This is a genomic window from Actinophytocola sp. (assembly GCF_050699935.1).
Taxonomy (GTDB): Bacteria; Actinomycetota; Actinomycetes; order Mycobacteriales; family Pseudonocardiaceae; genus Actinophytocola.
Window position 1 is genome coordinate 1 of record NZ_JBOHGB010000078.1, and the last position, 24,069, is coordinate 24,069.

Here is a 24,069-nt window from a genome sequence, read left to right on the forward strand (position 1 = left end):
GCGTACGGCCGGGCATCGGGCGCGGCCGCGGGGCGTGGCGCCGGTGCGGGCGCTGGCGGGTACGGCGCGGGAGCCGGGCGCGGGGACCGCGAGTACCGCGGCCGCGGACGGTTCGGTACGAGCGGGTCGCCGAACGGTGGCCGGGGCGGCGCCTACGGGATGGGTGCGCCCGGCAACCGCGACGAGGACGAGGACGACGGCGAGCACCGCAGGCGCGTGCCGATCGAGGACGATCCGTTCGCGACCAACTTGAAGGCGGCACCGCCCGTCATCGGGCTGTAGAGGGGAAGACCGGATGTACGTAGACGAATCCGCCGGCGGGTCGGGCAACTGGCGGGTCGAGCCCGAGCAGGTGCGCGAGTTCGCCGCCGCCGTCGAGCAGGTCCGCAGCGACCTGGCGCGGATCACCAGCGAGGTCGCCGAACTGTCCACTCCGGACTACGCGCCGATGCTCGGCACCAGCCCGGTCGGGCAGGAGCTCGCGGACAAGTTCACCGACCGGATGGGCAGCCAGCGCGGCCTGCACGGGCAGCTGACCACGGCCGTGGCCCGCATGGAGGAGTTCATCGCCAGCGCGGAGCGGAGCGCGGCCGAGTACCTCCAGGTGGACGGCGACAACTCCACGAAGTTCAAGTTCGTCTAGTGCGGCACTAGGAATGGAGCTGGCGAGTAACCTCGGCGAGCGGCTGCTGCCGGTCGAGGTCGACCTGCTGTGCACGTTCGCGGAGGTGGAACCGCCGTTCCCGCTGGAGATCCCGGCCACCGGGCGGACCGGCCTGGAGCAGCGGATGCTCTTCCGGGACGCGCGCGAGTCGATGACCGACCGCGAGCTCGCGGACGAGAACGGCCCGCTCGGGGTCGCCGAGGACTTCGTGTTCCTGCTGCGCTCGAGCACCGGCGTGCTCGACATGGTGCTGGCCACGGAGAAGGTCGACCTGGCCGTCGTGCTGATGACGCACCGGGACGAGGCGCTGCTGGTCGCCCAGGAACTGTCCGATCCGGACGGTGTGATCCAGATGAGGCCGGTGAGCCTCGACGAGGCCGTCAGCGACCTGATGAAGCTTGTCCCACGCGTCGACGCGCCGCGGACCGCACCGTTCAGCCTGCCGCGCCGGGCGATCGAGGACGCGTTCACCGCGATGATGTCCCGCGAGGCGGACGAGCCGGAATCCCTGACGGCACAGGAGATCGACGAGCTGCTCGCGGCGCGCGGCATCGACGACCGGATCACCCGGCGGATGGTGACGCACCTGCAGCCGGTGCTCGGCAACGGGCAGGCGGGCGTGGCGCGGCGCGACGACAGCGAGGACCAGTGGCAGCGCGTGGGCGAGGAGCTGCGCTGGCTCGACACCGAGCGCGGCCGCTACCGGCTGGCCGGCGACGAGGAGTGGATGAGCGTGAACCCCTTGCCCCGCGACGAGCTGCGCGCCGCGTTACGCACGCTGGCCGGCCGCATCCGCGGCCACCGAGGTTAGACCGCCGGTGTCAGGCGGTTCAGATCCGCGGTGGTCGTGACGGGTCGGGCTCCCGGCGGTTGCGGCGTACCGTGTGGACGATGAACAGGGTCAGCAGCAGCAGGCCCAGCCCTCCGCCCGAGCCGATCATCGCCACCTGCACCGGAGTCCAGTTCCGCTCGTACGGCGGCGGCATCTCGAACGGCACGTCGACCGCCTCGTCGCGGGCGATGCCGTTCTCGGCGGGGATCATCGTGGTCAGCGCGCCGATCGGGTTGATCATGCCGTAGCCGACGCGGTTGTTGCGGCCGCCGGTGGCCGCCGGGTGCGACGCGGTCTGCTTGATCCGCTCCATCACCTGCTTGGCGTCCAGGTCGGGGAACCGCTCGCGGACCAGGGCGGCGAGCCCGGCCACGTACGGCGCGGCGAAGCTGGTGCCCTGGATCGGCGACGGCTGGCCCTGGGCGTCGACCGTCTGGTTGGCGAGTCCGTCGCCGGTCGGGTCCAGCGAGATGATCCGCGTGCCGGGCGCCGCCACGCTCACCCACGGGCCCTGGATGGAGAACTCCGCGGGGTCGCCGTTGCTGTCCATCGCGGCCACGGAGAGCACGTAGTCGGAGAACCACGGCGGCGTCACGATGAAGGTCGGGTTCTCCGGGTCCGCGCTGTTCTGCTCGGCGCAGTTGTTCTCGCCGCGGTTGCCGGCCGACGCCACGGCGACGACGTCCCGTTCCTCGACGGCGTACCGCAGCGCGCTCTGGACCTGCCGCTCCGCCTCGGTGATCGTGCCCTCGGTGGCGGGTCGGCAGCTGTCCACCGACATGTTGATGACCGTCGCACCGCTGTCCGCGGCGCGGCGGATCGCCTGCGCGAGCGTGCCGAGGTTGCCGGCCTGGTTGAGGCTGTTGTCCGGGTTCTGCCGGTCCTCGAACTTGTAGTTCGCGCTGGACTGCCGGATGCTCAGGATCCGTGCGTCCGGCGCGATCCCGCGGAAGCCGATGTCCTCGTTGCGCGGGTTCGCCGCGATGATGCCGGCCACCTCGGTGCCGTGTCCGTCGCAGTCCTCGAGGCCCTGGTCCTGCGCCACCACATAGTCGCCGCCGCCCACGAGGCGGTCGCCGAGGTACTCGTGTGGGGTCACGCCGGTGTCGATCACCGCGACCGTCTGCTTCTTGCCGGTGGCGAACCGGCGGAGCTCCTCGAAGCGCAGCGTGTCCTGGCCCCACGGCTTGGTCCGCAGCTGCACCTCCTGCCCGCTCGAGGCCACGCACGTCGTCTGCTGCGTGTAGTTCTTGTCCGGCCGGCCCCGGTCGATGGGCACCGGGTAGTCGGGCGGGAGCGGGGGTGGTTCCGGGCCGGCCTTGTTCGGCTGCTCGGAGGGTGGCTGGGACTCCGGCTGGGCGGCCGCCACCGCCGGCATGGTGGCGAGTACGAGCGTCGCGGCGAGCACCGAGCAGACCCGCCGGGTTCGGGTTACGGCCATGGCTGGCGATCCTTCCCGGGCGTCGAGCGAGACGGATCCAGTCCGCGGCCGGCGGCGGCGGACGTGGTGCGACGGGTCGGGCACGCCGGCACGGTCACCTGTCGGGCAGGATGTCGGCGTGCCGGATGACGCTGTAGAGGTTCATCACGGCCAGCGCCAGCGGGAGCAGCACCGCGATGCAGATGGCCTCGATGATCTCCACGGTACGGCGCAGCGGCGGGGAGAAGCGCTGCTCGGGGAAGATCACGCCGAACACGAGCGCGGCCGCCCCGATCAGGACCAGCGAGCCGAACACCCACAGCAGCCGGTCGGTCGTGCTCGAGACGAACAGCCAGCCGACCATGATGCCGGTGGCCGACAGCATGCCGGTGGCCAGCAGCGCGATCGCCTGGCTGCCGTTGGCGTAGGTGCGCGCCCGCAGCAGCAGCACCAGCGTGGCGGCGATGGCCAGGCTGATCGCCCAGAAGTCGCCCTTGCCGGCGGTGATGATCGTGGAGATGGCGCCCGCGACACCGCAGCCGATGATCAGGCCGGTCATGTACTCGTGCGCGAGGCCCGCCCGGCGCTCGATCGACCGGTAGTCCGGGAAGCCGGTGTCCTCCTTGAGGTCCTCCGCGCTGCCCGGCACGTTCGGCAGTGGCAGGCGGGCGAACTGGATGGTCAGCCTGGGCAGCACCGAGAGCCCGGCGAGCGCGACCGTGGCGGTGCCGGCGGCGATGCCCTCGGCCGGATGCGCGATCAGCGTGGCGATGGCGAACGCCACCACGCCGATGGCGGCCGCGGTGCCGGCGGCGACGAACGTCGTGATGCCGGCGCCGATCAGCATGATCGAGGCCGAGGCGACGATCAGCACCAGCGCGCTCGCGAGCAGCAGGCTCGCCCGCCCGGTCGCTCCGGGCACGATGCACAGGCCACTCACGAACGCCATCGGCAGCCCGCCCGCCGCGGCGATCAGCACGCCCGTGGTCTCCCGCTGCCAGCCGCGCGCGATCACCGCGCCGAGCGCGACCGCGGCGACGGCCGAGGACCCGGCGGCGACCGCGGCGCCGACGCCGGAGCCGCCGAACAGCGGGCCGGTCATCAGCACCGTGACGGCGGCGGCGATGAGCGCCAGCCCGCCGGCGAGGTAGCCGATCCGGTTCGCGGTCTGCTTGGTCCACGGCCGGTAGCTGTCCGGCGAGGACTCGGCGATCGCGTCGACCACGTCGTCGTACAGCGGCGGGGGCGGGTTCTCCGTGCGGCGGCGCAGCTGCAGGAGCTCGCCGTCCACCACGCCGAGTGAGGCGAGCGTGCGGCTCGGGTCCAGCGGTGCGTCACCCAGCTTGGCCAGGCACCAGCCGCCGTGCCGCGCGCCCCCGTCCGGGGTCGTCTCCTTGGCCATCTCGAGCAGCATCGGCAGCAGATCGGCCACGGCGACCCCGGCCGGGAGCGCGACGTCGATCCGTGTTCTCGGTGCCACCACCGTCACCCGGCTGAACACCGTCGTCCCGGTTGCCACGCGCCCCTCCCGACCTGTCTTCGATAACCACCCCGGACTGTCGGTGGCGGCCCCTAGTATGGCCGTACCGGTTTCGGCGTGTCCGCCGGTTCCGGAAATGGAAGTGGTCCGAGAGGTTCGAGAGAACGTACGGGGGCGTACTCCGGTGAGTACCGTTCAGTTCAAGCGCTCGCCCCGGCTGGCCGCGCCGCGCCAGCCCGGCGGAGAGGTTCACCTGGAGCCGCCGCCCGAGGTGCCCCGCGTCATCCCCGGCAACATCCTGATGAAGCTGATGCCGGTGGTCATGATCGTCGCGATGCTCGGCATGGTGGCGCTGCTGTTCACCGTCGGCGGCGCGGTCGGGCGCAGCCCGCTCACCCTGCTGTTCCCGCTGATGATGATGTTCTCGATGGTCGGCATGATCGGCCAGGGCCGTGGCGGCGGCCCGAAGAAGGCCGAGATGAACGAGGACCGCAAGGACTACCTGCGTTACCTCGGCCAGATGCGCGACCGTGCCCGCGAGGCGTCCCTGGACCAGCGGGCCGCGCTGGAGTGGGTGCACCCCGACCCGCAGGCGCTGTGGTCCATGGCCACCAGCCGCCGCATGTGGGAGCGCCGTCAGTCCGACCCCGACTTCTGCCACCTGCGTGCCGGGCGCGGCAGCCAGCGCCTGGCCACCCGGCTGGTGCCGCCGCAGACCGGCCCGGTCGACGAGCTCGAGCCGATCGCCACGCTGGCGCTGCGCCGGTTCGTCCGGGCCCACTCGATCGTCCCCGAGCTGCCCATCCAGATCGCCATCCGCGGGTTCGCCGCGGTCGGCCTGTCCGGGGAGAAGGAGCTGATCCGGGGGCTCGCACGCGCCCTGATCGCGCAGCTGGTCACGTTCCACACGCCCGACGACGTGCTCATCGCCGTCGTCACCTCCGGCCGGGCCAAGGAGGAGTGGGAGTGGGCGAAGTGGCTGCCGCACGTGCAGCACCCCACGATGGTCGACGGCATCGGCCAGCTGCGGATGATGGCCGGCTCGCTGGCCCAGGTCGAGAACTGGCTCGACGAGGAGCTGCGCGACCGCCAGCGGTTCACCCGCAACGCCCCGCCGCAGCCGGACCAGCCGCAGGTGCTGATCGTCCTCGACGACGGTGAGATCACCCGTGAGGAGCAGATCCTCCTGGAGGAGGGGCTCGTCGGCGTCACGCTGATGGACCTGTCCGAGAGCCTCGGCAACCTCACCGCCCGCCGCGGCCTGCGGCTCGTGGTCGAGCCGGACCGGCTCGGTGCGCGCAGTGCGAGTGGTGTGGAGTGGTTCGCCAGGCCCGACTCGCTGACCGTGGCCGAGGCGGAGGCGCTGGCGCGCAAGCTGTCCCCGTACCGGCTGGGCGCGGCGGCGGCCGACGACGGCGGCGAGGAGCCGTTGCTGTCCAACCCGACGCTGCTGGAGCTGCTCGGCATCCCGGGCGACCCGATGAGCTTCGACGTGCAGCAGGCGTGGCGGCCGCGGCCGATCCGGGACCGCTACCGGGTGCCGTTCGGCGTCGGCGAGTTCGGCCAGGCGGTCGAGCTGGACATCAAGGAAGCCGCGATGGAGGGCATGGGCCCGCACGGCCTGTGCATCGGCGCCACCGGTTCCGGCAAGTCGGAGTTCCTGCGCACGCTGGTGCTCGGCATGCTGGCCACGCACTCGTCCGCGACGCTCAACTTCGTACTCGTCGACTTCAAGGGCGGCGCGACGTTCCTCGGGCTGGACTCCTCGCCACACGTCGCCGCGGTCATCACCAACCTGGCCGACCAGCTGACCCTGGTCGACCGCATGAAGGACGCGCTCGCCGGTGAGATGAACCGTCGGCAGGAGGCGCTCAAGAACGGCGGCAACTTCAAGAACGTGTGGGAGTACGAGAAGGCGCGGGAGAACGGCGCCGACCTCGACCCGCTGCCCGCGCTGTTCATCGTCGTCGACGAGTTCTCCGAGCTGCTCTCCGCGAAGCCGGACTTCATCGACCTGTTCGTCGCGATCGGCCGGCTGGGCCGGTCCCTCCAGATGCACATGCTGCTCGCGTCGCAGCGCCTGGAGGAGGGCAAGCTGCGCGGTCTCGACTCGCACCTGTCCTACCGGATCGGTCTGAAGACCTTCTCCGCGGCGGAGTCCCGCGCGGCCATCGGCGTGCCGGACGCGTTCGAGCTGCCGTCGGTGCCGGGCTCGGGCTACCTCAAGTTCGACACGTCGACGATGGTGCGGTTCAAGGCCTCCTACGTGTCCGGCCCGTACCGGCCGGCCGGCATCCAGACGGTCGGCCCGGCCGCCCCAATCAGCGGCGACCGGCGCGCGAAGCTGTTCGTGCCGGACTATGTGGAGGTTCCCAAGGAGCCGGAGCAGCCGGTCGATGCGCCCAAGGAGGAGCCGCGCCGGCCGGAGAGCAGCGCGCCGACCGAGCCGAGCGAGCTGGACGTCGTCGTCGGCCGGCTCGTCGGCCAGGGCCCGCCGGCGCACGAGGTGTGGCTGCCGCCCCTGGACACGCCGAACTCGCTGGACACCCTGCTGCCGCCGCTGCAGCCGACCGAGGACCGCGGGCTGTCGCCGGTCGGGTTCTTCGGCAACGGCCGGCTGCAGCCACCGCTCGGGCTGATCGACAAGCCGTTCGAGCAGCGCCGTGACCTGTTGTGGGCCGACTTCTCCGGCGCCGCCGGGCACGCCGCGATCGCGGGCGGTCCGCAGTCCGGCAAGTCGATGATGCTGCGCACGCTCGTCATGTCGATGGCGCTCACGCACACGGCCGAGGAGACACAGTTCTACTGCGTCGACCTCGGCGGCGGCACGCTCGGCACACTCCAGGCGCTGCCGCACGTCGGCGGCGTGGCCGGCCGGCTCGACCCGGACAAGGTGCGCCGGATGGTGGCCGAGGTCGGTGCGGTGATGTCGGAGCGCGAGGTGCTGTTCCGGGACAAGGGCATCGACTCGATGACCGACTTCCGCAACCGCAAGCGGCGCGGCGAGCTCACCGAGGACAAGTTCGGCGACGTCTTCCTGATCATCGACGGCTGGCTGAACTTCCGGCAGGAGTTCGAGATGGTCGAGCCGCAGGTGCTGAACCTCGCGTCACAGGGCCTGTCCTACGGCGTGCACCTCGTGGTGTCGGCGAACCGGTGGGCGGAGATTCGCCCGGCGCTCAAGGACCTGCTGGGCACGCGGTTCGAGCTACGCCTCGGTGACCCGAGCGAGTCCGAAGTGGACCGCCGGGTCGCCGTGAACGTCCCGGCGGGCCAGCCCGGCCGCGGCCTGTCCCGCGACAAGCTGCACTTCCTCGTGGGCCTGCCGCGCGTCGACGGCTCGAGCAACGACCAGGACGTGGCGGCCGGTGTGCAGGACTCGATCGGCAAGATCAGCTCGGCCTGGCGGGGCCGGCACGCGCCGAAGGTCCGGCTGCTTCCCGACACGCTGCCGTACGAGGAGCTGCTGGCGCTGGACGGTCAGCGTCCGGGGCGGGCCATCCCGATCGGCGTCAACGAGGACGCGCTGGCTCCGGTGTATCTGGACTTCGACGCCGACCCGCACTTCTTCGCGCTGATGGACGGCGAGTCCGGCAAGACGAACCTGCTGCGCACGATCGTCCAGGGCATCGTCGACCGGTACACGAAGAAGGAGGCGCTGATCCTGCTGGTGGACTACCGCCGCACGATGCTCGGCTTCGTGAAGACGGACCACCTGCTCGGCTATGCGGTGTCCAGCAACCAGCTGACGGGCATGATCAAGGAGATCACCGGCTCGATGCAGAAGCGCCTGCCCGGGCCGGACGTCACCCAGGAGCAGCTGCGCAACCGTTCGTGGTGGAAGGGCCCCGACCTGTTCGTCATCGTCGACGACTACGACCTGGTGTGCCCGCAGGGCAACAACCCCTTGCAGCCGCTGGGCGAGTTCATCCCGCAGGCCAAGGACGTCGGCCTGCACATCATCACCACGCGCCGCACGGGTGGCGCCTCCCGCTCGATGTACGACCCGGTGATCGGCAAACTGAAGGAGATCGCCAGCCCCGGGCTCCAGGGCTCCGGCAGCAAGGACGAGGGCCAGCTGATCGGCACCGTCCGCCCCAGGGCCCTCCCCCCTGGCCGAGGCACCATCGTGACCCGAAAGCTGGGCCAGCAGCTGATGCAGATCGCCTGGATCTCACCCGAGATCTGACCCACGAGAAAGGGCCACCTCCGCTGCTTCGGGACACCGGGGAGGTCCCCAGCCGCCTGCCGGCTCGTGGTCGCGAGGTGGCCGAGCCTGGACGCGGCCGGGCGGTGTCGAACTCGTCGAGCCGACCGGTGGCGTCTCGGTCCTGGAGTCGCCGTGACCGCGCGCGCCGACCGCGGCCGTCCCCGCGGCCGTGCGGTCGCCGTCGCGGACCGATCTCAGCTCCCGACCGGCCGTCGTGGGAGGCGAGCTGCGTTTCCGGTCGGCCGCGGGTGGTGGCAGGGTGGTGGGCATCCGGCGAATTGGGTCGAGGTCGATGAGCCAGGGGGTGGGGATGACGCTGCGGGTCGCTGTCGACTTCGGCACTTCCAGCACCTGCATCGCGATCTCCGTGCGTGGGCGGGAGCCGCAGGTCGTCGCCGTCGATGGGAGTCCGCTCATATCCTCGGCGGTCTACGCGGCGCCGGACGGCACGCTCTTCGTCGGGCAGGAGGCCGATCGGCAGGCCGCCGTCGACCCGTCCCGCTACGAGCCGCACCCGAAGCGGCGCATCGACGAGACCGAGCTGCTCCTCGGCGCCACCGTCGTCCGCGTCCGGGAAGTCATCCGCTCCGTGCTCGCCCGGGCCGTCGGTGAGGCTCGCCGCGTGGCCGGCGGCGCGGCGGTCGACCAGCTCGTGCTCACCCACCCGGCTGACTGGGGCGGCGTCCGCACCCGCGTGCTCCGCCAGGCGGCCAACGGCCTCGGCAAGCACATCGTGCTCGTCCCCGAGCCGGTCGCGGCCGCCGTCTTCCACGCCTCGAGCTTCCCGGCGACGGACCCCGCCACGGCGAACCCGCAGACGATCGACCCGGCGACCGGCCTCCCAGGGATCCACCCGGCGAACCGACGAGTGCCCGGCCCGACCGGCGGCCAGGCGAGTGGCCCAGCGAGTGGCCCGGCGGCCGGTCCGGCGCGTGGCGTGGTGACCGGCGCGGCCGGGCTCGCGGCGCACCGGACGGCCGGAGCGAGCCCGTGGACCTCCGGCCGCACCCTCGCCGTTCTCGACCTCGGCGGCGGGACCATCGACGTCAGCGTCGTTCGCGCCGTGCCCGGGCGCACGCCCTTCCAGGTCCTCGCCACCCGCGGCGACCCGACCTTCGGGGGCGCCGACGTCGACCAGCTCCTCCTCGACCACGTCGGCTCGGTCGTGGCCGGCACCGACGAGGAGGCCTGGCGCGACCTGATCGAGGGTCGTCAGCTCCCCGACCGCCGGCGCCGCCGCGTCATCCACCACGACGTCCGTGGCGCCAAGGAGACCCTCTCGCGGCACACCTACACCGACATTCCCATGCCACCCCCGTTCCCGGACGCCCACGTCACGCGCCTCGACCTCGAGCAGCTCGTCACCAAGCAGCTCGACCGGGCCGCCGAGCTCACCGTGACCGCCATCCGCGAGGCCGGCCTCAAGCCCGCCGATCTGGCCGGCATCTTCCTCGTCGGCGGGTCGAGCCGGATCCCGCTGGTCTCCCGGCTCGTACACCAGCGCACGGGCGTGGTGCCGACCTCGCTCGACCAGCCGGAGACCGTCGTGGCACGCGGCGCGCTGCGGGCGGTGACCGACGACGAGCCGACCAGGCACGCGCCACGCCACCTCACGCCCACCCGACCGTCGACCCCGGCCGGTGGCGTGCCGGCGCAAACCGCACCGCCGGGACCGGGACAGCCGAGCGGGCCACCCGGGCCACCAGGCCAAACCGGCCAGCCGAGCCAAGCCGGACCACCGGGCCAAGCCGGGCCACCGGGCCAGCCCGGCCAGCCGGCCCGAGCCGGCCGGCTCGGGCAGCCGGCGGGCGGCCAGAACCGCACGGTCCTCCTCCTGACCGGCGGCGCCCTGCTGGTCGTCGCGGCCGTCGTCGTGCTGGCCGTCGCCCTCGCGGGCGGCGATCCGGAGCCGCGAGCCCAGCCGACACCGCAGCCCTCGCCGACCCGCGTGATCGCCCAGTACGAGTACCAGTTCGCGCTTCCCGACGGCTGGCTGCAGACCGGTGGCGACCCGGACCGGCTGCGCACCGAGCTCAAGCCGGCCGGCCGCGAGGACGGCGCCGACCGGGTGCTGGTCGAGGAGAAGCGGCTGTCCTTCGACAGCACGGCCGACCGCTCGCGCGCGGTGGACCGGCTGCGCATCGAGTACGAGCAGGCCGGCGACACGTTCGTGGACTTCGACGACCAGGCCTCGTTCGTCGGGCGGGACGTCATCCGGTACCGGGAGCGGCTCAGCGACGCCTCCGTGAACTGGTACGTCGTGTTCGAGGGCCGCACCCAGGTCAGCGTCGGCTGCCAGTCCGCGGACGGCGGCGGCGGGCAGGACGCGGTCGCCGCGGCCTGCGAGACCGTTGTACGAACCCTGACCGTCGCGGGCTGAGCAGCCAGGGCTCGGTGCACTAGGCTCGCCCCGGAGGTGCCGACATGACGGGCCAGGACGGCGGTTTCCGTGCTGCGGCGGCGCGATTCAAGGCGGAGGTCGAGGCCGCGCTCACCCGAGCTCGCCGGGCCGCCGACGAGGCGAAGGCGCAGGCGGCCGAGTTCCGCCGCGGCAGCGACGACCTCGCCAACCAGGCCAGGACGCGGCGGCTGCGCGGCGCGCGCCGCGGTCAGGTGACGCCGACCAGCCCGGAGGCGCTGGCCGAGGCGTCGACGTTCCGCCGGGCCAATGGGCTGATCGTGGAGGAGCTGCCCGGTGCCGACGAGCTGACCGGACGGCCGCCCACCCCACCCGCGGCGCAACCGCAGCGGGAGGACGAGGACTTCTCCCAGCACAAGGTCCTCTTCGACCTCGACGCTCCGGACGAGCCGCCGGCCCCGGCGCAGCCAGTGGACCAGACCTCCGATGAATCGCCCCGGATCGATTCACCGACCGAACCGAACACCCGCCGGCGGGAAGAGAACGAGGACTTTTCGCAACAGCGAATTCTCATCGACGCAACGGTCGAATCCTACCGTCCGGATCCGTTGCCGGACCCGGCCTTCGAGCGTCCGGACGACAAAAACCCCAGCTAGAACCGGCTTCTTCGGGGTTGCTACGGCAAACGTCGTTGCGGCGTCGTGGTTCTGCGCACCGGCCTGTCCTTTCGCCACGGTCGCCGATCTCCGCGAAGGCGGCGTTCACGCTCGCAACGACCTCCGGTCAGGTGGCGACAACCTGGAACCGGACGTGGCAGGGTCTACGTCGCAAGAGGCGTACGAACCAAGAGGCGTACGACCCGACCCAAAGAAAAAGATGAAGGGGGCAGCTCCCAATGCCTGACGGTTACACAGGGACAGTTCAGGACTTCACCGACGCCCAGCAGAAGACGATCGGTGTGAAGGAGGACGTCGAGGCCACCCTCAAGCAGGTGTGGGACCAGGTCATGTCTCTCCAGGGTCAGTGGACGGGTTCCGCGGCCACCGCGTTCACGAACATGATGACCCGCTTCGACACCAACGCGAAGAACCTCAACGCCGCGCTCGAGGCGATTGCTGAGCAGCTCGGTGCCGCCGGTGGCACCTACCAGCAGCAGGAAGAGGCGAAGCACGACGTCTTCGGCAACCTCTCCGCCCAGCTCGACGGCTGACCTCGGACACCAAATCTCACTACTGGATTCGGCTACTCAGCAGCAAACTTGAGACAAGGGGAATGACGAAATGCCTAACGGCGAGATCAAGGTTACATTCGGCGGTCTCGAAGCCGCCGCTGGCAACATCACCACCCAGGCCGGCAAGGTGCAGAGCGCCCTGGACGACTTGAAGCAGTACCTGGCGCCGCTGGTCGCCGGCTGGACCGGTAACGCGGCTGAAATGTACAACGCGCACCAGGCCAAGTGGGACCAGTCCGCTGCCGACCTGCAGCAGGTGCTCGCGGCCATCGGCACCGCCGTGGGCCGTGCGGCCGAGGACTACCGCGACGGCGAGCGGGCGAACGCCGCGCGCTGGTGAGCTGACGCAGGATCTGCCGTGGGGCCCGGGAAACACTCCCGGGCCCCATAGCTGTGCGTGCGTGCCGGACGTGACCAATCCACAGTAGACACCCCGGCGCGTGTGCTACACGAAGGTCTGGACCTGCGGCTTCGTGGTTCGGACCAGTCGAACAGGTCGAACCTTTCGCGGCCTCTCAGCCGGCGGGCTCGCGGGAGTTGAACGCCTCCCAGAACCGGTCCGCGGCGGCCTCGCCGGTGATGGCGGTCAGCTCGCTCGGCGACGGCTTCGCGGGGAAGTCGTCCTCCTCCGCCACGCCGAGCACCTCGTAGCCGATCTGCAGCTCGAGCGGCTCCGACTCGCCGTCGGCGACCTTGCCGCGGATCTCGAAGCCGGTGAACCGCATGTCGGCGTCCAGCTTGATCACCACCGGCACGACCTGGTCGCGCATCCGCGCCGAGATCTTCGCCTCCTGGTCGGGCGGGATCCCGATGAACCCCTCGTCGATCATCAGCCCCAGCAGCGCGCCGGTGGTCACCTCGACGCCGTCCTCGGTTCGCTGGGCCTGGGCCGGCTGCCGGTCCGGCGCGTCCAGCTTGGTCTGCGCGATCGCGTTGTCCAGGTGGCACGCGAGCCAGGCCGTGAGCAGGAAGCAGGTCTGGAAGCCGTCCTGGTAGATCGTCGGCACCGACACCCACGGCGTCGGCGCGAGGTCGGCGTGCTGCGCGTCGAGCCGCACGTAGTCCAGCGGATCGTCCTGCGGGTGCAGGATCGCCGACGGGTCCGACTCCTCGTCGCGCCGGCGCTCCAGGACCGTCATCGGCGGGTCGCCGTACTTGTAGGACTCGTGCTCGGTGGTCAGCCGGATGTCGCCGTAGTTGAGGAAGTTGTAGACCTTCGCGTGCTCGTCGCCGAGGTTCTCGAAGTGGTGCTGGAACGCCCGGATCCCGGCCTCGACCGTGATCTTGTCGGCCGCCACCTCGTCGGCGGTGGCCGAGCCGGCCGTGGGTCGCGCGCAGCCGGTCGCCACGAGGAGCACGGCGGCGGCCAGCGCCGCGACCCGCCCTGGTCCTCCGAGAGCCATGACACCCCTCCGGCCACCTTGCCCGCTGCCGGTTGCACCGTAGCGCCTCGCGACCGGGGCGGGCCGAGACCCGGGAACGGGGGCCGCTTTGACCCTGTTCGACGGCGACGGGTATCTTCTAGGAGTTGTTGCGCGGCGTGGGCACGTGCCCGCGCAGGCCCGCGCAGGCACCCAGACGCAAATGACGACGAGGTAGATCCGTGCGCACGTACAGCCCGAAGCCCGGTGAGGTGGTTCGCACCTGGCATGTCATCGACGCCGAGGACGTGGTGCTCGGCCGGCTTGCCTCGCATGTCGCCACGCTGCTGCGCGGTAAGCACAAGCCCACTTTCGCGCCGCACGTCGACACCGGCGACTTCGTCGTCATCGTCAACGCGGACAAGGTCGTGCTCACCGGGAACAAGCGCGACCAGGCGTTCGCCTACCGGCACAGCGGGTACCCCGGCGGCCTGCGCAAGCAGTCCTTCGGCGAACTGCTGGAGACCCGGCCGGAGCGGCTGCTGGAGAAGGTGGTCAAGGGCATGCTGCCGAAGAACAAGCTCGGCCGCGCCCAGGGCAAGAAGCTGAAGGTCTACGCCGGACCGGACCACCCGCACGCCGCCCAGCAGCCCAAGCCGTTCGAGATCGCCAAGGTCAGCCGGTAAGGCGACCCGCACAGGACGAAGCGAGGACCATTGACTACCCCTGAGACCAGCGCCGCCGAGCCGGCGGCCAAGCCCGCCACGCCGCGCGTGACCGGGGAGACTGCCCAGACCGTCGGCCGGCGCAAGGAGGCCGTCGTTCGCGTGCGGCTGGTCGCCGGCACCGGCAAGTTCGTGCTGAACGGCAAGTCGCTCGAGGAGTACTTCCCGAACAAGGTGCACCAGCAGCTCATCCGCGAGCCACTGGTGATCCTCGACAAGCCCGAGGCCTTCGACATCCGCGCGAACCTCAAGGGCGGCGGCATCACCGGCCAGGCCGGCGCACTGCGTCTCGCGATCGCCCGCGCGCTGATCGAGATCGACAGCGAGGACCGGCCGACGCTGAAGAAGGCCGGCTTCCTCACCCGTGACCCGCGGGTCAAGGAGCGCAAGAAGTACGGCCTGAAGAAGGCCCGGAAGGCGCCTCAGTACAGCAAGCGCTGACCGGTTTCGAGTCACGCTTTCCGTCATGCGATGAACGCCACGCCCGGTGCGGACGATGCACCGGGCGTGGCGTTCACGTTTCTCGCCCGTCCTTGGAGGTTGTTCCCACGATGGCGCGCCTGTTCGGAACCGACGGGGTTCGTGGACTCGCCAATGGCGACCTGAGCCCCGAGCTGGCCATGTCGGTCGCGGCGGCGGCGGCGAGGGTGTTGGCCGAACACGACAGCTCGCACCGTCCGGTCGCGGTCGTCGGCCGGGATCCGCGGGCGAGCGGGGAGATGCTGCAGGCGGCCGTCGCGGCCGGGCTGACCTCCGCGGGGGCGGACGTCATGCAGGTCGGCGTGCTGCCGACGCCGGCCATCGCCCACATGGTCGGCGAGCTCAACGCCGACCTCGGCGTGATGATCTCCGCCTCGCACAACCCCATGCCCGACAACGGGGTCAAGCTGTTCGCGGCCGGCGGGCAGAAGCTGCCGGACACCATCGAGGACGAGATCGAGGCCGCCGTCGGCGCGACGTTCGGCCGACCCACCGGTGCCGGCGTTGGCCGCGTCTACGACATCAGCGACGCCCTCGACCGCTACCTCGTGCACCTGTTGAAGGCGGTCCCGAACCGGCTCGACGGGCTGCGCGTGGTGGTCGACTGCGCGAACGGCGCCGCCTGGGCCGCCGCCCCGCAGGCCTACCGCGAGGCCGGCGCCGAGGTGATCGCGATCCACGCGCTGCCCGACGGCGAGAACATCAACGACGGCTGCGGGTCGACGCACCTCGACCGCCTGCGCGAGGCCGTGCTCGCGGAGCGGGCGGACCTCGGCATCGCCCACGACGGCGACGCCGACCGCTGCCTCGCGGTGGACGCGGCGGGCGAGGTCGTCGACGGCGACCAGATCATGGCCGTGCTCGCCCTGGCGATGAAGGAGTCCGGCGAGCTCGCCGAGGACACGTTGGTGGCGACCGTCATGAGCAACCTGGGTCTGCACCTGGCGATGCGCGAGCACGACGTCCGGCTGCGCACCACGGCCGTCGGCGACCGCTACGTGCTGGAGGAACTGCGCACGGCCGGGCTCTCGCTGGGTGGCGAGCAGTCCGGCCACGTTGTGCTCCCGGCGCACGCCACCACCGGCGACGGGCTGCTGACCGCGATGCGCCTGATGTCGCGCGTGGCGGCCACCGCCAGCCCGCTCGCCGACCTCGCCGGCGTGATGACCCGACTCCCGCAGGTGCTGGTGAACGTGAAGGTGGCCGACAAGGCGGCCGTGGCCAAGTCCGACTCGGTGGCCTCGGCGGTGGCCGCGGTGGAGACCGAGCTGGGCGACTCCGGTCGCGTGCTGCTCCGCCCGTCGGGCACCGAGCAGCTGGTCCGCGTCATGGTGGAGGCACCCTCGCACGAGCTGGCCGAGGCCGCCGCGCAGCGCCTGGTAGGCGTAGTCTCCTCCGTGGGCTGACCAGGGTAAACGGTCCACCTTTGGAGAGCGGAATCCACCGGTTCGCCGCTGCCCGGAACGCCCGAGCCGCATGTTGCTAACAGTGTGCGCAGGCGTACGATCCGTGTCTGCGTTCGACTCGAGCTGAGGGGGAGACGCCATGGGAGGCGGGTTGGAGTACGACCCGGAGGCCGTCCGGGAGTACGCCGGGATCATCGCGGAGGCGGCGAGTCAGCTCGGGAAGATCCAGCAGAAGATCGGTGCTACGGACGCGAAGGCGGCCGACTTCGGCAACGCCTGGAAGGACGACCAGGGCGCGAAGTACGACGAGTACATGGCGGCGATCGCGGCCGACCTCGCCAACCTGGCGAAGCACCTCACCGACGTCAGCGGTCAGCTGAACGAAGGCACCGACGTGATCATCTCGGCCGAGTCCTCCGGGTTGGGGAACATCGAGGCGATCGATGCCCGGCTCGGGAGCTCGCGATGACGTTCCAGCGTCCGGACGCGGTCCCGTTCGTCGACAACGCGGACCTGGCCATCAGTGGGGACGAGCACTCGAGGGACATCATCGGCGCGGAGCCGATCAACACGGCCGTCGAGAACACGATCCCGGCTTACGACGAGAAGCTCGACCTCGGGCTCGCGACGTCCGCGCTCGAGCGGCACAGCCGGCTGGGTGGCCTGGCATTCGGCAAGCTCGCGAAGGACGTCGCGAAGCTCAAGGGGCTTGCCGCCGCGGTCGAGAACATCTCCGTCGTGGTCAGGGACGGCAAGGCGCGGCTGGCGCAGGACTGGAAGGGCGAGTCGTACGACGCCTTCCGGTCCAACATCGAGAAGCTCGAGAAGACACTGAACGACTACAAGGCGGCCGTCGAGACCACCGCGGCCGGGCTCGAGACCGCGCTGTCGGCCATCCGCTCCGGATACCAGAACTACCGCGACCACTGCCTGAACGACCACTTCAACTGGGCGAAGGACAAGCTGTCCAAGCCCGGCGACTGGTGGCGCATGTCCAAGGACAGCGGCGAGTACCTGGCCGAGCGTTGCACGTCCTGGCACACCACCGGCTGCCACTACGACGACGACGAGCTGGTCGCGATGATCGACGGCCGGCTGACCACCAACCAGCTGTTCAACGAGCAGTTGGAGAAGTGGGACTGCACCGACGATCTCGCGGTCGTCACGGGCCAGTACCGCTACGTGGTGGACGGCGCCACGAACGAGCGCGAGGCGATCCACGGCAAGATCAACGCGTACTGCGCGGAGGCGGACGAGCTGCACGGTTTCGTGGGCAAGGCCTACGACGAGTCGCTGAACAACCTCCGGATCCTGGCCGAGGCCAGCGTCTTCTCGCACCTGTCCGTGCCCGGTGGCACGGGCTCCGTCGACGGCTCGGGTGGGCCCGGGCAAGCCGATACCGGTGAGGGCGACGGCGATCCGGGCGGCGGCCGCGCCTCGGGCGGTGACGATTCCGGCGGGTCCGGTGATGGCGACGCCGTCAGGCCGCCGCCATCGCCCAATCCGGCGGCCGAGCCGCTGGCGGCCGCCGAGGCGCCGGAGCCCCCCGGTGCGGCCGCTGTCGTGGTGTCGAGCGGGGACTCGGTGACGATCAAGGACGGCGACCGGACGATCTCGGTGACGAGTCCGGACGGTGCGGGCCACGTCAAGGTCACTGTCGTGGGCGGGGACGGGAAGGCCACGAGCTACGACCTCGACTTCGACGCGGCCAGCGGGATGGCGCCGCCGGGCGGCGGGACGGACGCGCCCGCGGCCGGCGGGGCGGCCGAGTCCGGTGCCGAGCGCGTGCCCGCCGGGACGAACGGCCAGTGCGTCATCAGGGACGGCTCCCTCGTGATCACGGCGGAGCGGCCCCTCTTCGACCCCGGCACGATCAAGCTCGAGGTCGACGACGGCGTCAACGTGCCGACCACGTACACGCTCGACTTCGACGAGGCCACCGAGCCCCGCGCCGAGGAACCGGACCGGGCCCAGGGGGAGCCCACCGACGAGGTGGCCGAGCCCGGTGGCTCGGGGGAGCCGAAGTCCGAAGGGGAACCCGCTCCCCAGAAGGAGCAGCTCACCAGGACTCAGGCCGTGACCGGTGACCCGCATGGAGCGTTGTCCGGCGTGCTGGTGCCCGACCAGTCCACCGGCGAGGCCGAACTGGCCAGTGCCGGCGAGGGCGAGCCGGCCGGAGCGGCGGGTGGCGGCGCCATGCCGATGATGGCGGGCGCCGGTGCGGGCGTCGTCGAGGGTGGCCGGGCAGGCACGGGCTGGAGCGTCCACGGCGACCTGTTCGACAACGGCGACCCGGTGTACAGCATGCACGGCGTACTCGGCGAGGACGATCTCGAGGGCGCGTGACGCGCGATGTCGCTGTACGAAATCGACCACGCCACCACACAGGCACGGCTGGACGCCATCACGGCGAGCGGCCTGCGTGCCCTCGGTGAGTGCGCACACCGCTCGGAGGAGATCGACGAGCAGGTCCGGGAGATGCTCGAGCGCCGGGAGCGCGAGAAGCAGGCCCTGGACGAGCTGGTCAAGCAGGCGAGGGAACAGCAGGCACAGGACAAGCGGGCCGAGCCCGAGCAACCGGCACGTCGTGCCACCACGCCCACGACGCTCATGCTGGGCGCCGAGGAGCTCCGTGCGGCCAGGCGAGCGGCGGAGCCGGAGCCTGCTGCCGCGAAAGGACAGTTACCCACGGCCGCGAGTGGTCGGGTTGACGAGCCGTCCGGGCAGGCCGGTCCACCCACGCGCCGGACACTCGTGCTCGGCGCGCCGGAGGACCGCGAGCCGAGACCCGAGCCGAGGCCGTCGGCCGAGCGGCGTGCACCGGTCGAGCCCACGTGGCCCTCGGCCGAGAACGACGAGGACCTGTCCGGCCGCACCTGGTTGCGGTGAGTCATCCGGCGGTCCACCATTTGAGGAAGCAAATTTCTGGCTGCCACACGGCTCCACCTGCGAATAGGTACATTCTTGTGCAGCTGTGACGGCACCCGCCGTCGGCGTCGCGCGTCGAATCGGGCGTCACGCAGGTCGAGTAGCAAAGGGGGACACCGGTCATGAACACGCCGCCAGCCAACCCCGGTGGGGTCGCGCCGCCAGACGGCTACACCACGGACACCGGCCAGATGTCCGGCGCCGGGCGCAACATCAACAACGCCGCCGAGGACGCCAAGGGCGAGGTCGAGGACACCCAGCCCACCGAGCTCACCGACGCAGAGTTCGGCACCAAGCACACCCAGTGGCAGGCGGACTACGCATCCGCCATCGAGCAGCTCGGCCAGGGCGCGACGGCGATGTGTGACAACCTCGTGGCCTTCGCCGGTCAGATCGGTGGCGCCGGCCAGGCCTACTCGACCACCGAGACGGGCGCCGCCAACACGGTCACCGCACCGCAGGCTGGGCAGTGAGCAGGTCGTGGGAGGAAGTCCAGGCGCTGCTGGACGATCCGTTCGTGGATGCGGACACGAAGGAGCATCTGCTCGCGGCGTATGTCAAGGAGAACGTCGAGGGTTATCCGTTCATCGATGAGGAGGATCTGCCGGACGATGTTCGGGAGTACTACGGCCAGTATCCGACTCGGGGTGGGGACTTCGACCAGGGGTCGTTGGATGACATCTATGAGGACGCGCAGGCGCAGTCGGAGGAGCGCGGTTACAACGCGGGCCTGACGCAGGAGGAGATCGACGAGAACAGCTCCGCTTTGGATGGTCTGGAGGCGCCGCAGCAGGGGCAGACCAGTGCGGTGGAGAAGTCGGATGAGATCTTCGAGTTGGCGCGGCCGGCGTTGAAGGTGTTCGAGAATTTCTTGCCGGTGAACGACGCGGTTCCTGGGGATTCGTTGGGGCGTCATGGGAAGATCAGTATGGAGGATGTGACCCAGCGCTTTGAGGAGCAGATGGGGATCGGTTTCAAGAAGTTCCTCGATGATGCTGATCGGTTGCGTACGGCGCAGCAGCAGTTGTCGGAGTTGAACTTGTCGACCGAGTCGGAGTTGAACAAGTTGTATCGGTCGTGGACGGGGCCGGCGGCGAATTCGTCGTTTCAGTATTTCTCGGAGAAGGTCGTTCCGAACGTTTCCGATTTGTTGGATTATTTGTCGGAGAGTCCGGGGATGATCGAGACGTTGGTGCAGAACGTGTTCGCGGAGTGTAAGGCGAAGGCGGATGCGGTGATGGGTTTGTATCAGCCGACGATGGGGAGTGCGACGCCGGATATCGCGATGAAGGTTGTGGAGTTGGCGAATGACGCTGGTGACCGGGATAAGATTTTGGAGGTTGCGGCGTGGGTGGATTCGGTGTGTGGGTCGGATATCGAGAATACGATTCGTGATGATGACTGTGGGTTGAATGACGAGAATAAGGAGTATGTGCAGCGGGAGTGTAAGAAGTGGATTCGTGATTCGTTCAATCAGGATCTGCATGAGTATATTTATGCGACGTTCGAGCAGACGTGTGATGACACGTTGGAGGCGGTGGACTCGTATTATGAGGAGTTGAACTCTTATCTCGGTGAGTACGAGAACGAGTTCGATGCCGCCGGTGCTGCTCCCCCGCCTGGCACGACGACTCCGCCTGGCACTGGTACCCCTGGCACGGGGACGGGGACCACTCCGCCGCCGTCCGCCGGTTCACCGAGTGGGTCCAGTCCGACCACGCCGTCGGGTTCGATGCCACCGGTAAGCACCCCACCGACGAGTTCGTCGGCTCCTTCGACGCCGTCCACCCCATCGACACCGTCCACACCGGACACTCCAGCACCACCCGACGTGCCGACGCCCAGCCCGACCACCCCGTCCGGCCAGGACCCGACTGGCCAGGACCCGTCCGGCGAGGATCCGACCGGGCAGGACCCGGGCGACGTGCCGCCGGGCACCACGTCAACGACCCCCGGCCAGGAGGAGACGGTCACCATCGACGACGGCGACCGGTCGATCTCGGTGACCAGCCCGGACGGCCAGGGGCAGGTCACGGTCACGGTCGACGACGGTAGTGGCGAGCCGAAGGCGTACACACTCGACTTCGGCGAGGGCTCGACCCCGACCGGCGCCGCGGCCGCCGGCGTCCCGGGCACGGGCACCTCCGGGACCGGTCAGCCGCAGGACTTCGGTCCGGCCGGCAGCGGGGTGCCGGCACCTGACCAGCCGGAGGGGCCGATCCAGCCGGGTGAGGACGGCAGGTGCGTCATCCAGGACGGCGGGCTCACGATCACGGCCGAGCGTCCCGAGGGCTCGGCGGACACGGTCGTGGTCACCGTTGACGACGGTACCGGCGAGCCGACCACCTACAGCCTGGACTACTCCGGCGAGGACGGCCCCACGGCCACCCCGCAAAGCCCGTCGCAGGGCCAGCCGGGTCAGCAGGGCGAGCAGGGGCAGCCGTCGGAGGCCCAGGCGATGTACCGCCAGCTCGACGACCAGGTCGGCGGCGTGATCCACGACCTGGAGTCCCAGCCGCAGGAGGCCCGAAACACCGAGCCGGGATCGGCGAGCCCGGTGGAGCGCGACCCGGCTGGCCAGTACACCCAGCCGTCCTACGCGGCCACGAGCGCGCAGGCGAGCCTCCCGTCGGACGGCGGGTCGTTCTTCAGCCATTCGGACAACGGGGCCGCCGGTCAGGCGGGTGCGTTCGGCGCGCCGGACCACGGCCAGTACGCCTCGACGCCGCCGACCGGCCCCGGTGAAGCCGGCCTCGCCACCGCGGCCGACGGCGGCAACGGCGGCGGGCACCAGCCGGGCGGCGAGCACTCCGGCGGCGGGGCGATGGGGATGCCGATGATGGGCGGCGTCGGTGGCGGCATGACCGGCGACCAGGACCGCAGCACCGGCGGTCAGTGGCGTACCACCGGTGACCTGTTCGACGAGGAGGCCGATGCCCAACTGCGCGGCACGTTTGGTGAAGGGCGTTAGCACGATGGAGGGGACGCGGCAATGAGTGAGCCTGCGAGCGAGTCAGGAAACGGGTGGCTGTCGTGAGTGCGCTGGACAAGGCCGCGAAGGCGCGAGCCCGCATGGACCAGGTCCGCCGGGAGATGGCCGAGCGGCGGGCGCTGCGTGTCCGCAACGGCCGCACGGCCCGCGAGAAGGCACGCGACAGCCTGCTCAAGCAGGGCCCGGTCGCCGAGCAGGTCGCCAAGCACCTCGGTGAGCTCGGCCGGCGTCGCAGGCAGGCCGGTGGATGGGCGACCGAGAAGACCGAGCGGGACAAGAACTACATCATGGGCTTCGGCGGTGAGGACGAGGAGCGGCGCGAGGAGTTCGCCTTCCGCCCCGCGGCGCGCCCGCAGGCCGACCCGCGTCCCGGTGGCATCGGCGCGATCGAGGCCGAGGAGGCCGAGGCGCCGGAGCCGGTGCCGCCGCCCGCGCCGGAGCCGCAGCCTGCCCGCCAGGTCCGCCGCCCCGCACCGGCCCGCGACCGTGAGGTGCTCGACGACGAGGACGACTTCTCCAACCAGTCCTCGTGGATGCGGAACCAATGATGCACGCCGTCGTCGCCGAGCGGGCCGCCGAGATCAAGGCCGTGGTGTGCCGCGTGCTCGAGGTCGACGAGGACCAGGTCAGCCCGTCCGACCACTTCGTCGAAAACCTCGGCGCCGACTCGATGAAGCTGATCGAGCTGTTGGCCAACCTCGAGATCGAGTTCGACGTCGAGGTCGACCCGGCCGAGTTCGAGAAGCTGGTCGACCTCGACGGCGTCTACGGCGTGCTGAGCGCGGCCCTGGGCGAGGGATGAACCGGGTCGCGGTCACCGGACTCGGGGTCGTGTCGAGCATCGGCACCGGCGCCACCGAGTTCGCCCGCGGCCTGCGTACCGGACGCAGCGGCGCCCGCCCGATCGGCGGGTTCGACACCACGGGCTTCGCGCACGGCATCGGTTGTGAGGTCGTGGACTTCGAGCCGGCGGACTGGCTCGAACAGCCGGAGCGCCTGCCGCGCGCCGGCCAGCTCGCCGTCGCGGCCGCGACGATGGCCATGCGCGATGCGGGCCTCGACCCCGCCGACGCACGCACGCTCGTGTCGATCGGCACCACCGACGGCGGCCTGGACCGCGGCGAGCGGATCGCCGAGGCGGTCGTGCGCGGCGTCGAGGTGACCGCCGCCGAGGCCGCGCGGGTACCGGCCGCGCTGCTCTCCGTCGGCGTCGCACGCGAGCTCGGTCTGTCCACTGTGGAGGTATCGACGATCGCGACCGCGTGCGCGGCTGGCAACTACGCGATCGGCGACGGGTTCGACGCGGTGGCCACCGGCGACGTGGACGTGGCGCTGTGTGGTGGCGCGGATGCCTTGTGCCGCATGACGTTCACCGGATTCTACCGGCTCGGAGCGGTCGATCCGCGGGCGTGCCGGCCGTTCGATGTGGACCGTCAGGGCATCCTCACCGGCGAGGGCGCCGCCGTGCTCGTCCTCGAGCCACTGGACTCGGCCGTCCGAAGAGGAGCACGGGTCTACGCCGAGGTCCTGGGTTACGGGCTCAACTGCGACGCCGGCCATCCGGTGGCGCCGGACCGTGACTCCGTCGGCCGCTGCATGCGCCTGGCACTGGACGACGCGGGCGTCGCGCCGGACGAGGTCGACCTGATCTCCGCGCACGGCACCGGAACCAAGGCCAACGACATCACCGAGTGCGGAGCGATCCACGACGTGTTCGGACCCACCCCGCCACGCACGGTGTCCGTGAAGTCCATGCTGGGCCACACGATGGGCGCCGCGAGCGCGCTGTCGGCCGCCGCCTGCGCGCTCGCCATCGCCGAGGGGTTCATCCCGCCCACGATCAACCACACCGAGACCGACCCGGAATGCGGCATCGACTGCGTGCCCAACGTCTCGGTCCCGGCCGAGCTCCGGGTCGTGCAGAACAACGCGCTCGCCTTCGGCGGCAACAACTCCGTCGTGCTGTTCGGCAGGAACTAGC

Annotated in this window: 21 protein-coding genes and 1 pseudogene; 19 read left to right on the top strand and 3 right to left on the bottom strand. The window is 70.8% G+C overall.

The window, feature by feature from the left end; translation table 11 throughout:
- The 3 genes and pseudogenes from ACRDTB_RS23130 to ACRDTB_RS23140 all read left to right on the top strand — a co-directional run.
- Nucleotides 1-282: pseudogene (locus ACRDTB_RS23130) on the top strand (hypothetical protein); the annotation flags it as partial.
- Nucleotides 283-295: 13 nt separating this feature from the next.
- A complete protein-coding gene (locus ACRDTB_RS23135; protein ID WP_431433464.1) occupies nucleotides 296-643 on the top strand; it encodes a hypothetical protein in 348 nt (115 codons plus the stop codon).
- A 13-nt stretch (nucleotides 644-656) separates the two neighbouring features.
- Nucleotides 657-1,475, top strand: coding sequence for an ESX secretion-associated protein EspG (locus ACRDTB_RS23140; protein WP_431433466.1), 819 nt, complete (start codon nucleotides 657-659; stop codon nucleotides 1,473-1,475).
- A 19-nt stretch (nucleotides 1,476-1,494) separates the two neighbouring features.
- Here the strand turns inward: ACRDTB_RS23140 and mycP are convergent, their stop codons facing one another.
- Nucleotides 1,495-2,937, bottom strand: coding sequence for a type VII secretion-associated serine protease mycosin (gene mycP, locus ACRDTB_RS23145; RefSeq protein ID WP_431433468.1), 1,443 nt, complete (start codon nucleotides 2,935-2,937; stop codon nucleotides 1,495-1,497).
- Between the two features lie 94 nt (nucleotides 2,938-3,031).
- The gene (gene eccD, locus ACRDTB_RS23150) at nucleotides 3,032-4,435 is read right to left on the bottom strand and encodes a type VII secretion integral membrane protein EccD (RefSeq protein ID WP_431433470.1); all 1,404 of its coding nucleotides are present in this window, start codon (nucleotides 4,433-4,435) and stop codon (nucleotides 3,032-3,034) included.
- A gap of 145 nt (nucleotides 4,436-4,580) precedes the next feature.
- Between eccD and eccCa the strand changes: the two genes are divergently transcribed.
- The 5 genes from eccCa to ACRDTB_RS23175 all read left to right on the top strand — a co-directional run bounded on the left by eccCa (nucleotide 4,581) and on the right by ACRDTB_RS23175 (nucleotide 12,536).
- Nucleotides 4,581-8,585, top strand: a complete 4,005-nt coding sequence (gene eccCa, locus ACRDTB_RS23155; RefSeq protein WP_431433472.1) for a type VII secretion protein EccCa — start codon at nucleotides 4,581-4,583, stop codon at nucleotides 8,583-8,585.
- 331 nt (nucleotides 8,586-8,916) lie between these two features.
- Nucleotides 8,917-10,986 carry a type VII secretion-associated protein gene (locus ACRDTB_RS23160; protein ID WP_431433505.1) on the top strand — a complete coding sequence of 690 codons (2,070 nt, stop codon included), beginning with the start codon at nucleotides 8,917-8,919 and terminating at the stop codon, nucleotides 10,984-10,986.
- A 44-nt stretch (nucleotides 10,987-11,030) separates the two neighbouring features.
- On the top strand, nucleotides 11,031-11,621 hold the full coding sequence (locus ACRDTB_RS23165) for a hypothetical protein (RefSeq protein ID WP_431433474.1): 591 nt from the start codon (nucleotides 11,031-11,033) through the stop codon (nucleotides 11,619-11,621).
- Between the two features lie 239 nt (nucleotides 11,622-11,860).
- Nucleotides 11,861-12,175, top strand: a complete 315-nt coding sequence (locus ACRDTB_RS23170; protein ID WP_431433475.1) for a WXG100 family type VII secretion target — start codon at nucleotides 11,861-11,863, stop codon at nucleotides 12,173-12,175.
- Nucleotides 12,176-12,245: 70 nt separating this feature from the next.
- Nucleotides 12,246-12,536, top strand: a complete 291-nt coding sequence (locus ACRDTB_RS23175; protein ID WP_431433476.1) for a WXG100 family type VII secretion target — start codon at nucleotides 12,246-12,248, stop codon at nucleotides 12,534-12,536.
- 175 nt (nucleotides 12,537-12,711) lie between these two features.
- On the opposite strand, the gene ACRDTB_RS23180 is transcribed toward ACRDTB_RS23175, so the two are convergent.
- Nucleotides 12,712-13,599, bottom strand: coding sequence for a hypothetical protein (locus ACRDTB_RS23180; protein WP_431433478.1), 888 nt, complete (start codon nucleotides 13,597-13,599; stop codon nucleotides 12,712-12,714).
- 200 nt (nucleotides 13,600-13,799) lie between these two features.
- Between ACRDTB_RS23180 and rplM the strand changes: the two genes are divergently transcribed.
- The 11 genes from rplM (at nucleotide 13,800) to ACRDTB_RS23235 (ending at nucleotide 24,068) form a co-directional block, all read left to right on the top strand.
- On the top strand, nucleotides 13,800-14,243 hold the full coding sequence (rplM, locus tag ACRDTB_RS23185) for a 50S ribosomal protein L13 (protein WP_431433480.1): 444 nt from the start codon (nucleotides 13,800-13,802) through the stop codon (nucleotides 14,241-14,243).
- 30 nt (nucleotides 14,244-14,273) lie between these two features.
- Nucleotides 14,274-14,723 carry a 30S ribosomal protein S9 gene (gene rpsI / locus ACRDTB_RS23190; RefSeq protein WP_431433482.1) on the top strand — a complete coding sequence of 150 codons (450 nt, stop codon included), beginning with the start codon at nucleotides 14,274-14,276 and terminating at the stop codon, nucleotides 14,721-14,723.
- A 110-nt stretch (nucleotides 14,724-14,833) separates the two neighbouring features.
- The gene (glmM, locus tag ACRDTB_RS23195; RefSeq protein ID WP_431433484.1) at nucleotides 14,834-16,168 is read left to right on the top strand and encodes a phosphoglucosamine mutase; all 1,335 of its coding nucleotides are present in this window, start codon (nucleotides 14,834-14,836) and stop codon (nucleotides 16,166-16,168) included.
- A gap of 139 nt (nucleotides 16,169-16,307) precedes the next feature.
- Nucleotides 16,308-16,637 (top strand): WXG100 family type VII secretion target, encoded by a 330-nt coding sequence (locus ACRDTB_RS23200; protein ID WP_431433486.1) that lies wholly within the window; start codon nucleotides 16,308-16,310, stop codon nucleotides 16,635-16,637.
- The gene (locus ACRDTB_RS23205) at nucleotides 16,634-18,514 is read left to right on the top strand and encodes a hypothetical protein (RefSeq protein ID WP_431433487.1); all 1,881 of its coding nucleotides are present in this window, start codon (nucleotides 16,634-16,636) and stop codon (nucleotides 18,512-18,514) included. The genes ACRDTB_RS23200 and ACRDTB_RS23205 overlap by 4 nt, the downstream gene beginning before the upstream one ends.
- 6 nt (nucleotides 18,515-18,520) lie before the next feature.
- The gene (locus ACRDTB_RS23210) at nucleotides 18,521-19,057 is read left to right on the top strand and encodes a hypothetical protein (RefSeq protein WP_431433488.1); all 537 of its coding nucleotides are present in this window, start codon (nucleotides 18,521-18,523) and stop codon (nucleotides 19,055-19,057) included.
- 161 nt (nucleotides 19,058-19,218) lie between these two features.
- Nucleotides 19,219-19,569, top strand: a complete 351-nt coding sequence (locus ACRDTB_RS23215) for a hypothetical protein (RefSeq protein WP_431433490.1) — start codon at nucleotides 19,219-19,221, stop codon at nucleotides 19,567-19,569.
- Nucleotides 19,566-22,067 carry a hypothetical protein gene (locus ACRDTB_RS23220; RefSeq protein WP_431433492.1) on the top strand — a complete coding sequence of 834 codons (2,502 nt, stop codon included), beginning with the start codon at nucleotides 19,566-19,568 and terminating at the stop codon, nucleotides 22,065-22,067. Before ACRDTB_RS23215 ends, ACRDTB_RS23220 begins: the two co-directional genes overlap by 4 nt.
- A gap of 62 nt (nucleotides 22,068-22,129) precedes the next feature.
- Nucleotides 22,130-22,636 (top strand): hypothetical protein, encoded by a 507-nt coding sequence (locus tag ACRDTB_RS23225; RefSeq protein ID WP_431433493.1) that lies wholly within the window; start codon nucleotides 22,130-22,132, stop codon nucleotides 22,634-22,636.
- Nucleotides 22,633-22,890, top strand: coding sequence for an acyl carrier protein (locus tag ACRDTB_RS23230; protein ID WP_431433495.1), 258 nt, complete (start codon nucleotides 22,633-22,635; stop codon nucleotides 22,888-22,890). The genes ACRDTB_RS23225 and ACRDTB_RS23230 overlap by 4 nt, the downstream gene beginning before the upstream one ends.
- The gene (locus ACRDTB_RS23235; RefSeq protein WP_431433496.1) at nucleotides 22,887-24,068 is read left to right on the top strand and encodes a beta-ketoacyl-[acyl-carrier-protein] synthase family protein; all 1,182 of its coding nucleotides are present in this window, start codon (nucleotides 22,887-22,889) and stop codon (nucleotides 24,066-24,068) included. Before ACRDTB_RS23230 ends, ACRDTB_RS23235 begins: the two co-directional genes overlap by 4 nt.
- The last annotated feature ends 1 nt before the right edge of the window (nucleotide 24,069 follow it).

Coding starts and splice junctions, on each gene's coding strand:
- ACRDTB_RS23135 (WP_431433464.1), top strand. CDS start 296: ATGTACGTAGACGAATCCGCCGGCGGGTCGGGCAACTGGCGGGTCGAG.
- ACRDTB_RS23140 (WP_431433466.1), top strand. CDS start 657: ATGGAGCTGGCGAGTAACCTCGGCGAGCGGCTGCTGCCGGTCGAGGTC.
- mycP (WP_431433468.1), bottom strand. CDS start 2,937: ATGGCCGTAACCCGAACCCGGCGGGTCTGCTCGGTGCTCGCCGCGACG.
- ACRDTB_RS23160 (WP_431433505.1), top strand. CDS start 8,917: ATGACGCTGCGGGTCGCTGTCGACTTCGGCACTTCCAGCACCTGCATC.
- ACRDTB_RS23165 (WP_431433474.1), top strand. CDS start 11,031: ATGACGGGCCAGGACGGCGGTTTCCGTGCTGCGGCGGCGCGATTCAAG.
- ACRDTB_RS23170 (WP_431433475.1), top strand. CDS start 11,861: ATGCCTGACGGTTACACAGGGACAGTTCAGGACTTCACCGACGCCCAG.
- ACRDTB_RS23175 (WP_431433476.1), top strand. CDS start 12,246: ATGCCTAACGGCGAGATCAAGGTTACATTCGGCGGTCTCGAAGCCGCC.
- ACRDTB_RS23180 (WP_431433478.1), bottom strand. CDS start 13,599: ATGGCTCTCGGAGGACCAGGGCGGGTCGCGGCGCTGGCCGCCGCCGTG.
- glmM (WP_431433484.1), top strand. CDS start 14,834: ATGGCGCGCCTGTTCGGAACCGACGGGGTTCGTGGACTCGCCAATGGC.
- ACRDTB_RS23200 (WP_431433486.1), top strand. CDS start 16,308: ATGGGAGGCGGGTTGGAGTACGACCCGGAGGCCGTCCGGGAGTACGCC.
- ACRDTB_RS23205 (WP_431433487.1), top strand. CDS start 16,634: ATGACGTTCCAGCGTCCGGACGCGGTCCCGTTCGTCGACAACGCGGAC.
- ACRDTB_RS23210 (WP_431433488.1), top strand. CDS start 18,521: ATGTCGCTGTACGAAATCGACCACGCCACCACACAGGCACGGCTGGAC.
- ACRDTB_RS23215 (WP_431433490.1), top strand. CDS start 19,219: ATGAACACGCCGCCAGCCAACCCCGGTGGGGTCGCGCCGCCAGACGGC.
- ACRDTB_RS23230 (WP_431433495.1), top strand. CDS start 22,633: ATGATGCACGCCGTCGTCGCCGAGCGGGCCGCCGAGATCAAGGCCGTG.
- ACRDTB_RS23235 (WP_431433496.1), top strand. CDS start 22,887: ATGAACCGGGTCGCGGTCACCGGACTCGGGGTCGTGTCGAGCATCGGC.